Origin of the sequence: Pseudomonas sp. B21-047 (assembly GCF_024748775.1) — a bacterium.
GTDB lineage: Bacteria > Pseudomonadota > Gammaproteobacteria > Pseudomonadales > Pseudomonadaceae > Aquipseudomonas > Aquipseudomonas capeferrum.
The window spans coordinates 1,584,842-1,597,824 of the sequence record NZ_CP087169.1 but is presented as its reverse complement, the minus strand read 5'-3'; the positions used below and the strand labels follow the sequence as shown (position 1 = coordinate 1,597,824).

At 63.0% G+C, this 12,983-nt stretch carries 14 protein-coding genes; 1 reads left to right on the top strand and 13 read right to left on the bottom strand.

Going from position 1 to position 12,983, the window contains the following annotated elements; all coding sequences use genetic code 11:
- The 3 genes from LOY26_RS07325 to LOY26_RS07315 all read right to left on the bottom strand — a co-directional run bounded on the left by LOY26_RS07325 (position 1) and on the right by LOY26_RS07315 (position 2,394).
- Complete coding sequence (locus LOY26_RS07325) at positions 1–606, bottom strand: DUF4823 domain-containing protein (RefSeq protein ID WP_186664087.1); 606 nt, start codon at positions 604–606, stop codon at positions 1–3.
- A gap of 66 nt (positions 607–672) precedes the next feature.
- Entirely contained in the window at positions 673–1,641 is a 969-nt protein-coding gene (locus LOY26_RS07320; protein WP_186653830.1) for a GTP 3',8-cyclase MoaA, read from the bottom strand.
- Positions 1,642–1,758: 117 nt separating this feature from the next.
- A complete protein-coding gene (locus LOY26_RS07315; RefSeq protein ID WP_019473685.1) occupies positions 1,759–2,394 on the bottom strand; it encodes a TetR/AcrR family transcriptional regulator in 636 nt (211 codons plus the stop codon).
- Between the two features lie 72 nt (positions 2,395–2,466).
- Here LOY26_RS07315 and LOY26_RS07310 point away from each other — a divergent pair, with 72 nt between their 5' ends.
- Positions 2,467–3,600, top strand: coding sequence for an aminotransferase class V-fold PLP-dependent enzyme (locus LOY26_RS07310; RefSeq protein ID WP_186664085.1), 1,134 nt, complete (start codon positions 2,467–2,469; stop codon positions 3,598–3,600).
- A 233-nt stretch (positions 3,601–3,833) separates the two neighbouring features.
- Here LOY26_RS07310 and LOY26_RS07305 read toward each other — a convergent pair whose 3' ends face one another.
- The 10 genes from LOY26_RS07305 to plsX all read right to left on the bottom strand — a co-directional run bounded on the left by LOY26_RS07305 (position 3,834) and on the right by plsX (position 12,980).
- A complete protein-coding gene (locus LOY26_RS07305) occupies positions 3,834–4,616 on the bottom strand; it encodes a TatD family hydrolase (protein WP_033700566.1) in 783 nt (260 codons plus the stop codon).
- 32 nt (positions 4,617–4,648) lie between these two features.
- A complete protein-coding gene (locus tag LOY26_RS07300) occupies positions 4,649–5,635 on the bottom strand; it encodes a DNA polymerase III subunit delta' (RefSeq protein ID WP_186664083.1) in 987 nt (328 codons plus the stop codon).
- On the bottom strand, positions 5,628–6,260 hold the full coding sequence (gene tmk, locus LOY26_RS07295; RefSeq protein ID WP_033700568.1) for a dTMP kinase: 633 nt from the start codon (positions 6,258–6,260) through the stop codon (positions 5,628–5,630). The genes LOY26_RS07300 and tmk overlap by 8 nt, the downstream gene beginning before the upstream one ends.
- 9 nt (positions 6,261–6,269) lie before the next feature.
- Positions 6,270–7,460, bottom strand: a complete 1,191-nt coding sequence (mltG, locus tag LOY26_RS07290) for an endolytic transglycosylase MltG (protein WP_258714536.1) — start codon at positions 7,458–7,460, stop codon at positions 6,270–6,272.
- Between the two features lie 4 nt (positions 7,461–7,464).
- Entirely contained in the window at positions 7,465–8,280 is an 816-nt protein-coding gene (gene pabC, locus LOY26_RS07285) for an aminodeoxychorismate lyase (RefSeq protein WP_258714535.1), read from the bottom strand.
- Positions 8,280–9,524, bottom strand: coding sequence for a beta-ketoacyl-ACP synthase II (gene fabF, locus LOY26_RS07280; RefSeq protein WP_033700571.1), 1,245 nt, complete (start codon positions 9,522–9,524; stop codon positions 8,280–8,282). The genes pabC and fabF overlap by 1 nt, the downstream gene beginning before the upstream one ends.
- 184 nt (positions 9,525–9,708) lie before the next feature.
- Positions 9,709–9,945 carry an acyl carrier protein gene (gene acpP / locus LOY26_RS07275; RefSeq protein ID WP_008096410.1) on the bottom strand — a complete coding sequence of 79 codons (237 nt, stop codon included), beginning with the start codon at positions 9,943–9,945 and terminating at the stop codon, positions 9,709–9,711.
- Positions 9,946–10,148: 203 nt separating this feature from the next.
- Entirely contained in the window at positions 10,149–10,889 is a 741-nt protein-coding gene (fabG, locus tag LOY26_RS07270) for a 3-oxoacyl-ACP reductase FabG (RefSeq protein WP_033700572.1), read from the bottom strand.
- Positions 10,890–10,904: 15 nt separating this feature from the next.
- The gene (gene fabD / locus LOY26_RS07265) at positions 10,905–11,843 is read right to left on the bottom strand and encodes an ACP S-malonyltransferase (RefSeq protein WP_033700573.1); all 939 of its coding nucleotides are present in this window, start codon (positions 11,841–11,843) and stop codon (positions 10,905–10,907) included.
- Between the two features lie 126 nt (positions 11,844–11,969).
- The gene (gene plsX, locus LOY26_RS07260; protein WP_077068575.1) at positions 11,970–12,980 is read right to left on the bottom strand and encodes a phosphate acyltransferase PlsX; all 1,011 of its coding nucleotides are present in this window, start codon (positions 12,978–12,980) and stop codon (positions 11,970–11,972) included.
- Positions 12,981–12,983: the final 3 nt, after the last annotated feature.

The following is a 12,983-nucleotide window of genomic DNA, read 5'->3' as shown; positions in this document are numbered from 1 at the left end:
TCATTCGCTCATGCCCAGAAGGCTACGAGCGTACTCGCGCATCGGCGCGGCAAGCAAATCTTCCGGCGTGTTGTCGTGGAACGTCAACAAACCGCCACGACTCTTGATGCGGGCCGTGTCGATCAGGTAGCGGGTATTGGTTTCGATGAGCATCATCTGCACCACTCCGGTATCCCAACCCAGCCGGTCGACCGCCTGCTCGTCATACCACTCGTCACCGTTGCCGATACGGTCGTCGGTGCGCGCGAAACGGGTGTACAGCACATAGTCCGCGCCCACCGAGCGCGCCTCGGCCATCGCTTCCTCCAGGCCAAGCGGGCCTTGGGCGCGGCGCACCAGCGGGAAATACTCGACGAAACCCTTGAACGCCTCGTCGGCCACCACATTTTGCCGCGGCAACGGGCCTTTACCGGGGGGCATGAACGCGCCCTGGCCAATGAAGATAAACGAGTCGGGCTGCAGACGGATTGATAGGGTCCGGCGGGTATCGCTGTGGTCGAGCAGACCGGCATCGCTCATGTGGTAACGGACGCCCTCGCCCATATCGCTGACATTCATGCAGCCGCCCAACGCCATCAGCGCCAGCAGCAAGACCAAGCTACGCATCTTTCCTCCAGTGGCCGGCGACGAAAAACCGGCGAATAGCCGGCGGATGCAGCTTTTGCGCCAGACTCAGCCGCCGATCACCTTCATCACTGTCACCCCCCCGGAAAACGCCACATCCTGTTTGTCTGCCAGGGCCTTGACCAGCAGCCGCTGCAAGGCGGGAAGCGCTTGATGACGCGGCTTTTCCAACAGGTCGCCGACAAAGTGGCGATTGCTCGACGACAAGCAGCCATGCAGCCAACCGGTGGATGACAAACGCAGCCGCGAACAACTCCGGCAGAACGGCACGCTCTCGTTGGCGATCACACCGAAATGGCCTTTACCGGGGACCTGGTAGCGCAGGGCAGTGGCATCCACCGCCGCGTCCACCTGCTCGTAGGCATGCTCGGCCCCGATCAGCCCGAGCAAGTGGTCAAGGCCAACGAACTGCTGCAGGAAAGCATTGCGGTCATTGGCCAGATGGCCCATGCGCATGAGCTCGATGAAACGCAGCTCAAAACCCCGCGCCAGGCAGTAATCGAGCATCGGCAGAACCTGGTCGAGGTTCTGGCCGCGCATCGGCACCATGTTCACCTTGATCTGCATACCCTGCGCGCTGGCTTGCTGCATGCCCGCCAGCACGCTGGCAAGGTCGCCACCGCGGGCGATGCGGCGAAAAGCCAGTGGGTCCAGGGTATCGAGGGATACATTCAGACGGCGGATGCCTGCTGCGCGTAGCTGTGGCAACTTGCGCGCAAGCAACTGGCCGTTGGTGGTCAGCGAGATATCGCCGAGGGGGAGCTTGGCCACGGCAGCCAGAAAATCGTCCAGCCTAGGGCTGACCAACGGCTCACCACCGGTAATGCGCAAACGCTCGATGCCAGCGGCTTCAATCAGGTAGGCAACGCCCCGCGCCAACGCCTCGGCAGGCAACTCGTGCTGCGCCGCCACCAGGCGCTTGCCATCGGGCACGCAGTAGGTACAGGCATAGTTACAGGCAGCCGTCAGGCTGACACGCAGGTTACGAAAGCGCCTGCCTTGACGATCGACAATCATGGATGACTCCGGCATGGATGAAGCGGGGCTGGCAAAACCTGACTCATAAATCAGGTTTTTGCAAGCCCCTTGTTCATGCCGGGTCAACTGCAAGGGCCCCGCAGCGGCCCTGCTCTGTCAGTTGGCGGGTTCTGGGTCGCGTTTGCGCTTGTTGCCCATGCGCACGCCGATGTCCATGAGGAACTGGAAGAAACCTTCCTGATCTTCGAGCACGTTGCTCCAGAACGGCGAGTGGTACAGCGCCACGGCGCCATGTACCAAGGCCCAGGCCGCGCAGTAGTGGAAGTACGGCGGTACGTCTTCGAGCTTGCCTTCGCTGATACGGCCCTTGATCAGCTGGGTCAGGCGATCGAAGTTGGAGGCGCGGATGCTGTGCAGCTGCTCGACCATCTCCGGCACTTGATTGCCCTTGACCACCTTTTCTTCCAGGCGGTCGAACAGCCGGTAGCGCTGCGGATCGCGCATGCGGAACTCAAAGTAGGCGCGCGACAGGGCTTCCTTGTCACGGTCGACGTCGGCCGAATGCAACAGCTCGTTCAAATCGCGCTCGTAGTCGAGCATCAGGCGCAGGTAGATCTCCGCCTTGGACTTGAAGTGCTTGTAGATCGTGCCTTTGCCGATACCCACGGCGTCGGCGATCATCTCGACGGTGACGCTGTCTTCACCCTGTTCGAGAAACAGCTTGAGCGCCGTATCGAGGATTTCCTGTTCGCGACGGCGAAACTCACGGACCTTACGAGGTTCTTTCTGCATAGGAAGGACTGGTTGACGATCGAAGCGGTTTATTATGCCTAACTTGCGGGAAATTGCACGGATCATCCAACCATGTCTATGTTTCACGATGAGTTCGATCAAACCCCGGGGCTGCGCTACCTGAACCACGCGGCCATCGCCCCCTGGCCACGCCGGGCTGCCGAGGCGGTGGCACGCTTTGCCCGCGACAACGTTTGCCTGGGTGCCAGCGAGTACCCGACCTGGCTGGCGACCGAGCGGCGCCTGCGCGAGCGGCTGGCGCGGCTGATCCACGCCCCCTCGCCCGGCGACATCGCCCTGGTGAAGAACACTTCCGAGGGGCTGTCGCTGGTCGCTTTTGGCCTGGACTGGGCGCACGGCGACCAAGTGGTGATCAGCGACGAGGAATTCCCCTCCAACCGCGTCGTATGGGAAGCCTTGGCCGACCGTGGCGTGCAGGTGATCCAGGCCAGCCTGGCGGGGCCCGACCCCGAGGCCACGTTGCTGGCGGCCTGCGGGCCATGCACCCGCTTGCTGGCGATCAGCGCCGTGCAATTCGGCAGCGGCCTGCGCCTTGACCTGGCCCGCCTTGGTGAAGGTTGCCGGGTACGCAATGTGCTGTTTTGCGTCGACGCCATCCAGCAGGTCGGCGCCCTGCCCTTCGACGTGCAGCGCTTTCAATGCGATTTCGCCATGGCCGATGGCCACAAGTGGATGCTCGGCCCCGAGGGGTTGGGGCTGTTCTATTGCCGCGCCGAAATACGCCCGCAGCTTGAGCTCAATGCGTATGGCTGGCACATGCTGGAGCACCTGGGCGATTTCGAGCGGCGCCAATGGCAGCCGGCGCGTAGCGCGCGGCGTTTTGAATGTGGTAGCCCGAACATGCTCGGTGCCTGCGCCCTGGAGGCGAGCCTTTCGTTGCTGGAGGAGGTCGGGATCAGCACGGTAGCGCAGCGCTTGCAGCAGCGCGTGGCGCAGTTATATCAAGGCTTGGCTGCGGTGCCTGGCGTTTTGCTGCAGACACCCGCTGATCCCGACAGGCGGGCGGGCATCGTCACATTCAGTATCAAAGGCCAGGATAGCGTGCAGACTCAAAAGGCATTGATGGCTGAGCGCACAATTTGTGCCCTACGGGGCGGTGGCGTGCGATTTTCACCGCATTTCTATACCAGCGAGCAGCTAATTGACGAAGCTGTGCAGCAGGTTCGCCGGCTGGCCATGCATTGAGAGCGGGGATGGATACCGGACGTATTCCAAATCTGTTTAAAAAACGACCAATAGGGACTGGCACTGTGCCAAACCTGACCAATACTTGAACTGTTGGCGCGGCGCATCCCCCCCAAGTGGCGCGCCGATAAAGGTGCTCAGGGACCGCGTACCTTTGTTTTACTCCTAATGGTCTTAACCCGGATTCCCTCCCCCAGAACCCGGGTTTTTTTTGCCTGTTTGAAGGGGTGCCCTCAGACCACACGTGCCAAGGGGAACAAGCGCTTGAAGTTCGCCGTGGTCTGCTCCGCCAACTGCTCATAACTGGCCCCACGCAACGAGGCGACATACTCGGCCACTTCGCGCACATACTGCGGCAGGTTCGGCTTGCCCCGATACGGAATCGGCGCCAGGTAAGGCGAATCCGTTTCCACCAGCAGGCGGTCGACCGGCACTTGGCGTGCCACCTCACGCAAGGCGTCAGCATTGCGGAAGGTGACGATGCCCGACAACGAAATGTAATAGCCCAGGTCCAGCGCCGCCTTGGCCATGTCCCAGTCTTCGGTGAAGCAGTGCAGCACACCGGCCTGAGGCAGGTTCGCCTCGCGCAGCAGCGCGAGGGTATCGGCCCGCGCTGCACGGGTATGCACGATCACCGGTTTGCCGGTCTGGCGCGATGCCTCCAGGTGCAGGCGAAACGATGCCTGCTGCAACTCGGCCGCTTCCGGCTCGTAGTGGTAGTCCAGGCCGGTTTCGCCGATCGCCACAACATGCGGGTGTGCCAACTCACGCAACAGCCACTCCAGCGCTGGGGTCTCGCCCGGCGCCAGGTCCAGTGGATGCACCCCCACCGAGCAGTCGACATCGGCGTACTGCTCACTCAGGGCCTTGACCGCCCCGGCGTTATCGGCACTGACGCCAATGCACAGAAAATGCCCGACCCCGCGTTCGCGCGCAGCCTGCAGGGCAGCATCGAGCGAGCCCTGGTGGGCACTCAGGTCAAGACGGTCAAGGTGGCAATGGGAATCTACGAGCATGGGATAACGGCACACATGAATAAAAGGGAAAGTCAGCGGGCGCCCGGCAACTGCTGCCAGTGAGCCAGCAGCGCTTCGAGCAGCAGGGCGCGATTGAGGTTGGCTTTGCCCAGCACCTTCTGGCGCTGCTCCAGGACCCACGCCTGAACCTGCAGCACCTTCGCCTGGCGGCTCTTTTGCGCCAAGTACTGCACGACCTTGCGCATATCGGCCAAGCCTAACCCTTCTTCGTCCTGGGTCAACTGATAGCGCAGGATCAGGTGCGACCAGTCGCAGAACCAGTCGAACAGCAGCAGCAGCGGCACACCACTCCAGGCATCGGCCAGCTGGCTAGGGGACTGTTGCTGCTTGAGCAGTTTCTTCACCCCATCGGTGACCAGCGCGCGCTGTTCACGTATGCCCTGTGCCTGCAAGCTGACCGCCCTCAACGGCGAACCTGCGGCCAGGGTCAGCAGCTCTTCGCGCTCGGCTTCATCGCTGTCGGCCAGCGCATTGGCAAGCCAGGCTTGGCTCTGGGCCAGGCTGGGCTGCGGGCAGACGACCTGCTGGCAGCGGCTCTTGATGGTCGGCAGCAGGCGGCTGGGCTGATGGGTAACCAACAGCAGGACGGTATCGCCCGAAGGTTCTTCAAGGCTTTTGAGCAACGCATTGGACGCATTGACGTTCATCGCCTCGACCGGCTCGATCAACACGACCTTGCGCCCGCCCAACTGCGCAGTCTGCACCACGAAGGCCACTAACTCGCGCACCTGATCGACCTTGATCGGCTTGTCGGCCTCCTCCGGCTCCAGTACGTAGTTGTCCGGGTGGCTACCGGCCTTGAGCAACAGGCAGGACTTGCAGGTGCCGCAGGCATCCAGCCCCTGAGGGTGCTGACACAACAAACGCGCCATCAGGCGCTCGGCCAGGGCTCGCTTGCCGATACCCTGCGGCCCATGCAGCAAGTAGGCGTGTGCGTGCTGGCTGCGACCGGCCAACTGCTGCCAGATGGCTTGCTGCCAGGGGTAGGCCTCAGCCACGGCAACGCTCCAGGATACCCGGCAGCAGTGCGTCGATGGCGCGCTGCACGGCCTCCAGGGGCTGCGCGGCATCCAGCAGGCTGTAGCGCTGCGGCGCGCGATGGGCACGCTGCAGGTAGGCTTGGCGCACCGCCTCGAAGAATGCCTGGCCTTCCTGCTCGAAACGGTCCAAGCGGCCACGTGCGGCAGCACGGGCAAGGCCGACTTCGACCGGCAGGTCGAAGACCAGGGTCAGGTCTGGGCGCAGGTCGCCTTGGACGAACTGCTCCAGTGTGGCGATGCGCTCGACGGACAATCCCCGCCCACCGCCCTGATAAGCGTAGGTAGCATCGGTAAACCGGTCACACAGCACCACCGCCCCCCGGGCCAGGGCAGGCCGGATCACCTGCGCCAGGTGCTGGGCGCGCGCAGCGAATACCAGCAGCAGCTCGGTATCCGCCGCCATGCTTTCATCGCTTGGCGCCAGCAGCAACTCGCGCACCTTTTCGGCCAGCGGTGTACCGCCCGGCTCGCGGGTCAGCAGCACATCCAGGCCATGTTCGCGCAGGCGCGCCGCCAGGTATTCGCGGTTGGTGCTCTTGCCCGCGCCTTCGGGGCCTTCCAGGGTAATAAACAAGCCGCTCACAGGCAGTCCTTAAGGTTGTTCTTCGGGCGTCGGCGCATCGGCCGCTGCGGGGTCGCCGGCCGGGGCCGATTGCTGCGCGGGGGCCGCGTCGGGCTCAGGCTGCGCAGACGGCTGGTCCGCTGCGGGCGCATCGGGCTCGGTGGCCTCGCTGACACCCGGCTGGGCCTGCGGTGCCGGGCTCGAGCGGTAATCCGCACGCCGCTTGAGCTGGAACTCGCGCACCGCCGAATTGTGGTCGTCCAGGTCGTCGGAGAACACATGGCTGCCATCGCCGCGGGCAACGAAGTACAGGCTGGTGCCAGTGGCCGGATTGAGCGCAGCGTGAATAGCCTCGCGCCCGACCATGGCGATCGGCGTCGGCGGCAAGCCGGTCATGGTATAGGTGTTATAGGGCGTCGGCTCGCGCAGGTCGGCACGGGTAATTCTGCCGTTGTAGCGCTCGCCCATGCCATAGATCACGGTCGGGTCGGTCTGCAGCATCATGCCCAGACGCAGGCGCCGCACGAACACGCCAGCAATCTGCCCACGCTCTTGTGGGATGCCGGTTTCCTTCTCCACCAGCGAGGCCATGATCAGCGCCTGGTAAGGGTCGCGATACGGCAGGTCGGTGGTGCGCTCCGACCATTCTTTGGCCAGCACTTCGTCCAGGCGCATGTAGGCCTGTTGCAACAACTCGATGTCGCTCATGCCACGCACGAAGCGATAGGTATCCGGGAAGAAGCGGCCCTCGGGGAACACGCCGGTGTGGCCAAGCTTGTCCATCACCTCGGCGTCCGTCAGGCCGTCCAGCGTGTGCTTGATCTTTTCGTGCTTGGCAACGGCCGAGCGCACTTGGCGGAAGGTCCAGCCTTCGACCAGGGTGAGGTTGTACTGCACCACATCGCCACGGCGCCACGCGTCGAACAGCTGCTCGACCGTCATCCCCGGGGTCAGGCGGTACTCCCCAGTATGCAAGGGCGTGCCAGCCATATTGAAGCGCCAGTAAAGCCGCAACCAGAAGGCGTCATCGAGCAGCCCATCGTTCTGCATGCGGTAAAACATGCGGTTGGGGTTGGTGCCATTGGGCACGTCGAGCAGGCGCTCCTGCGTCACGTGCAAGGGCTGCTCCAGGACCGAGTCGACCTTCCAGGCCGACCAGCCCAAAGCCAGGCCGGCCAGGATCAACCCCATTTCCAGCAGCAGCAGGAATTTGCGTCTCACGAATTCAGGTATCCAGTAACGTACGGGCAACGGCCTGCAGTTTACGGGTGAGTGGGCCCGGCGACCAGTTCAGCGCGGCAAAACCCCGCACAGGCCAGACACCATAGACACTGTTGCACACGAATACCTCATCCGCCTGCTCCAGTTCATCGAATGCCAGGTCGCGGACCTGTACGGGGATGGCCAATGCCTGGGCCTGCTGCAGCAACGCGGCACGCATCACGCCGGCGACGCCGCAGCGGCTGAGGTCTGCGGTCAGCAGCACACCGTCACGCACCAGAAACAAATTGCTATACACCCCTTCGACTACCCTGCCCTGCCCATCACGCATCAGGCCTTCGGCATGCTCGCCGCCCTGCCATTCGGCACGCGCCAGCACCTGCTCCAGGCGATTGAGGTGTTTGAGGCCGGCCAGCAGCGGTTGTTCCCCAAGCCGGGTCTGGCAGGGAAACAATTGCACACCGAGTTCGGCATGTTCGACAGGATAGCTGGGCAGCGGGCCGCCCTGAAGGATGCGCCGTGGCGCCGCACCGGCAACCGGGGCATAGCCTCGCTGGCTGTCGCCACGGGTGAGGATGAGCTTGGCAACGCCATCACCTAGCTGGCTGGCGTAACGCCGGATCTCGTCTTCGACCAACGCCAGGTCGACGTCGATGGCCAGGCGCTGGCAACCCAGCGCCAGGCGTGCAAGGTGGCCGGCCATCAAGCTCGGCCGGCCGCCTCGCACGGCGATGGTCTCGAACAGTCCATCGCCGTAGGCCAGGCCGCGGTTCTGCAGATTGACTGCATCCGCCGGCTGGCCGTCGAGCCAGCTGTGCATCAACCAGCGAACCGGCGGAACACCAGCGAGCCGTTGGTGCCACCAAAGCCAAACGAGTTGGACAGCACCACGTCGATCGGCATGCTGCGCGCCTGGTGCGGCACGAAGTCGAGGTCACAGCCCTCGTCCGGCTCATCCAGGTTGATGGTCGGCGGCGCCATCTGGCTGTTGATTGCCAGTACGCTGAAGATCGCTTCCACCGCGCCCGCAGCCCCCAGCAAATGGCCAGTCATCGACTTGGTCGAACTGACCGCGAGCTTGTAGGCATGCTCGCCGAACACACGCTTGATCGCAGCCACTTCGGCCACATCGCCCGCCGGGGTCGAGGTGCCATGGGCGTTGATGTAGCTGACCTCTTCAGGCTGGATGCCAGCGTCGCGCAGGGCATTGGCCATGCAACGGGCAGCACCTTCACCGGAATCGGGTGGCGAGGTCATGTGGTAGGCGTCACCGCTCATGCCGAAACCAACCAGTTCGGCATAGATGGTCGCGCCACGGGCCTTGGCATGTTCAAGCTCTTCGAGCACCAAGGCACCAGCACCGTCGGACAGCACAAAGCCGTCACGGCCTTTGTCCCAAGGACGGCTGGCACGGCTTGGCTCATCGTTACGGGTCGACAGCGCGCGCGAGGCACCGAAGCCGCCCATGCCCAGGCCGCAAGCGGCCATCTCGGCGCCACCGGCGATCATCACGTCGGCTTCACCGTAGGCGATGTTGCGCGCGGCCATGCCGATGCAGTGGGTGCCCGTGGTGCAGGCGGTGGCAATGGCGTAGTTCGGCCCCTGCAGCCCCAGGTGGATCGACAGGAAGCCGGAGATCATGTTGATGATCGAACCCGGCACGAAGAACGGCGAAATGCGCCGCGGGCCTTGCTCATGCAAGGTCCGGCTGGTTTCTTCGATGTTGGTCAAGCCGCCGATGCCTGAGCCCATGGCCACGCCAATACGCTCGCGGTTGGCGTCGGTCACTTCCAGGCCGGCATTACGCACCGCCTGGAAACCGGCCGCCAGGCCGTACTGGATGAACAGGTCAAGCTTGCGGGCCTCTTTGGCCGACAGGTACTGCTCGACCTCGAAGCCTTTCACCGAGCCGCCGAAACGGGTGGAGTAGGCAGCCAGATCCGTATGTTCGATCGGACCGATGCCACTGCGGCCAGCCAGAATGCCCTGCCAGGTACTCGGTACATCGGTACCCAGTGGTGACAGCATACCCATACCGGTGACCACGACGCGTCTACGCGACACAGTACTCTCCTTTTCTAATAACAGAGTCTCTTGGCATTGCATTCATGCGATGGAATGAAATGACAACAGGCTCTCGGTGCGCGGTGAACGATACCCTTGAGCCAAGGGGGGCTCGCAAAGAAAAAACCGCACGCCAGCAAAGGCAGTGCGGTTTTTCCCGACAAGTAGCGTCGACTAAAACGTCTTAGGCCTTGTGGCTGTTGACGTAGTCGATAGCGGCTTGAACGGTAGTGATCTTCTCGGCTTCTTCGTCTGGGATTTCGGTCTCGAATTCCTCTTCCAGAGCCATCACCAGCTCAACGGTGTCAAGCGAATCGGCACCCAGGTCATCGACGAAGGACTTCTCGTTGGTCACTTCCTCTTCCTTGACGCCCAGTTGCTCGGCGACGATTTTCTTGACGCGTTCTTCGATGGTGCTCATACCTAGTTTTCACTCCTAATGGACATATGTCAGGCAGCTGGCCGGTGACCAATTTTATAGAAAGACGTTCGCTTTTCAAGCTAAACGCACCTTCGAATTAGTCACCCGACCCTCTGCCTGGAATCTGGTTGCAGCTTTATAACGGATTTTAGGCTCGCAGTATGACTCTTTTTTTACGAAATCCGTCACATTGAGTTGCAGTTTTACATGTACATCCCGCCGTTGACCGGCACGGTAGCACCGGTCACATAGGCTGCGCCGTCGGACGCCAGGAAGGAAACCACCTTGGCGATTTCCTCGGCCTGGCCCAGGCGGCCCAGCGGAATCTGGGTCTGCAGGGCTTCGCGCTGCGCTTCTGGCAGCTCACGGGTCATGTCGGTGTCGATGAAGCCTGGGGTCACCGAGTTGACGGTGATGCCTCGCGAGCCCACTTCACGCGCCAGGGCGCGGCTGAAGCCTTCCAGGCCAGCCTTGGCGGCGGCATAGTTGGCCTGACCAGCGTTACCCATGGCACCGACGACCGAGCCGATGCTGATGATACGACCCCAACGCGCCTTGGTCATGCCGCGCAGCACGCCCTTGGACAGACGGTAGAGGCTGTTCAGGTTGGTGTCGATCACGTCGAACCACTCGTCGTCCTTCATGCGCAGCATGAGGTTGTCGCGCGTGATACCTGCGTTGTTGACCAGGATGGCCGGTGCACCGAACTGCGCGGTGATGGCGCCCAGCACCGCTTCGACGGACTCGGCGCTGGTCACGTTCAGCTCCATGCCGGTACCGGTGATGCCGTGCTCTTTCAGGGTAGCGCCGATGCGCTCGGCACCGGAGGCGGACGTGGCGGTGCCGATCACGGTCGCGCCCTGGCGGCCCAGTTCGAGGGCGATGGCCTGGCCAATGCCACGGCTGGCGCCGGTGACCAGTGCAACTTTACCTTGCAGGCTCATGCAAGCTTCTCCAATTCAGGCCAGCGCCGCGCGGGTGGCGGCGACGGCATCAGGGGTATTGAGGTTGTAGGTGGTCACGCCGTCGGCGCAACGCTTGTTGAGGCCGGCAAGGACTTTGCCTGGGCCGCATTCAACAAGATTGACGGCGCCATTGGCGGCCAGGGTCTGCACGCATTCGACCCAGCGCACGGGCTGGTACAGCTGCGCCAGCAGGTCGTGCTTGAGCGCATCGAGGTCGGCGGCGATGGCGGCGGTGACGTTCTGCACCACCGGGATCTGCGGGGCCTTCCACTCGATGGCGTTGACCGACTCGGCAAAACGCTCGGCGGCAGGCTTCATCAAGGCGCAGTGCGATGGCACGCTGACCGGCAGCGGCAAGGCACGCTTGGCGCCTTTGGCCTTGCACAACTCGATGGCACGGTTCACCGCCGCAACGTTACCGGCAATGACTACCTGGCCCGGAGAGTTGAAGTTCACTGCACTGACCACTTCATCTTCGGCCGCTTCGACGCAAATGGCCTTCACTTCATCGTCGCCCAGGCCAAGAATTGCGGCCATGGCGCCGTGACCGGCCGGCACAGCCTCCTGCATCAGCTCACCACGGCGCTTGACCAGCTTGACTGCGTCTTTCAGCGACAGGCTGCCAGCGGCGACCAGCGCGCTGTATTCACCCAAGCTATGGCCCGCAACGAACGCAGGCTTTGCGCCGCCCTCTTCCAGCCACAGGCGCCACAAGGCGATGGAGGCGGTAAGAATGGCCGGCTGGGTCTTGTCGGTTTGGTTGAGTTGCTCTTCCGGACCTTCCTGGACCAGCTTCCACAGGTCGTAGCCCAAAGCTTCGGAAGCTTCCTTGAAGGTTTCGACGATCACCGGCTTCTGGGCGCCGAGTTCGGCGAGCATGCCCAGCGACTGGGAACCTTGACCAGGAAAGACGAATGCGAGGGATGCAGACATTGAACAAGCCCTTATGATCTTGTCGTCGGATGGGGTACGCCGGGCGTTAGCCTGGCGCGGAATCTGAAAACTTGGATGGATACGCGGACCAAGCGGTCACATTTAAGCACTTCATCGGCGAAATGCCTAAGGCAACAGGTCTTCAAGGCGACCATGCAGCCGCTGGGGCAGGTTTTCCTGGATCTCGATCAACGCGCGCTGAATGGCGCTCTGAAACCCCTGCACGCCCGCCGAGCCATGGCTTTTGATGACGATACCCTGCAACCCCAGAAAGCTTGCACCATTGTGCCGCGCCGGCGCCAGGTCGGCCTGCAGGCGCTTGAGCAATGGCATGGCCAAGGCGCCGGCAGCACGGGCCAGCACTCCGCCCTTGAACAACGCCTCGATGCGCGCACCGATCATCGTCGCCAGGCCTTCGCTGGACTTGAGCAGGATGTTGCCGACAAAGCCGTCGCACACCACCACATCCGCCTCGCCACGGTACAGGCCATCGCCTTCGACGAAACCCACATAGTTAAGGCCGCGGGCGTTCTGCAGCAACGTGGCCGCCAGCTTGACCTGCTGGTTGCCCTTGATGTCCTCGGTGCCGATGTTCAGCAGCGCCACGCGCGGGCGATGAACGCCCAAGGCCTGGGCAGCCACCGAGCCCATCACGGCGAACTGGTAAAGGTTCTCGGCACTGCAATCGACATTGGCGCCCAGGTCGAGCAACTGGCAGTACCCCGCCTGGGTCGGGATCGCCGCCACCATGGCGGGCCGATCGATACCCGGCAGGGTCTTGAGCACGAAGCGCGACAACGCCATCAGCGCCCCGGTGTTTCCGGCACTCACGCAGGCCTGGGCCTTGCCGTCACGCACCAGTTCGAGCGCAATGCGCATCGACGAGTCCGGCTTGCCGCGCAACGCCTGGGAAGGCCGCTCGTCCATACCGATCACCTCGCTTGCCGCGACAATCTGCAGGCGCGCGCGATCCGCAGCTGCAAGGCCGCTGACAAGATCTTCAAGGAGGGAGGGTTGACCGACGAGGGTCAGGTGCAGCGAGGGGGTAGCCGAAAGGCAGGCAATGCTAGCCTGGACAATGCTGCGGGGACCGAAGTCCCCGCCCATTGCGTCGATCGCGATGATCTGAGCGGACAAGGA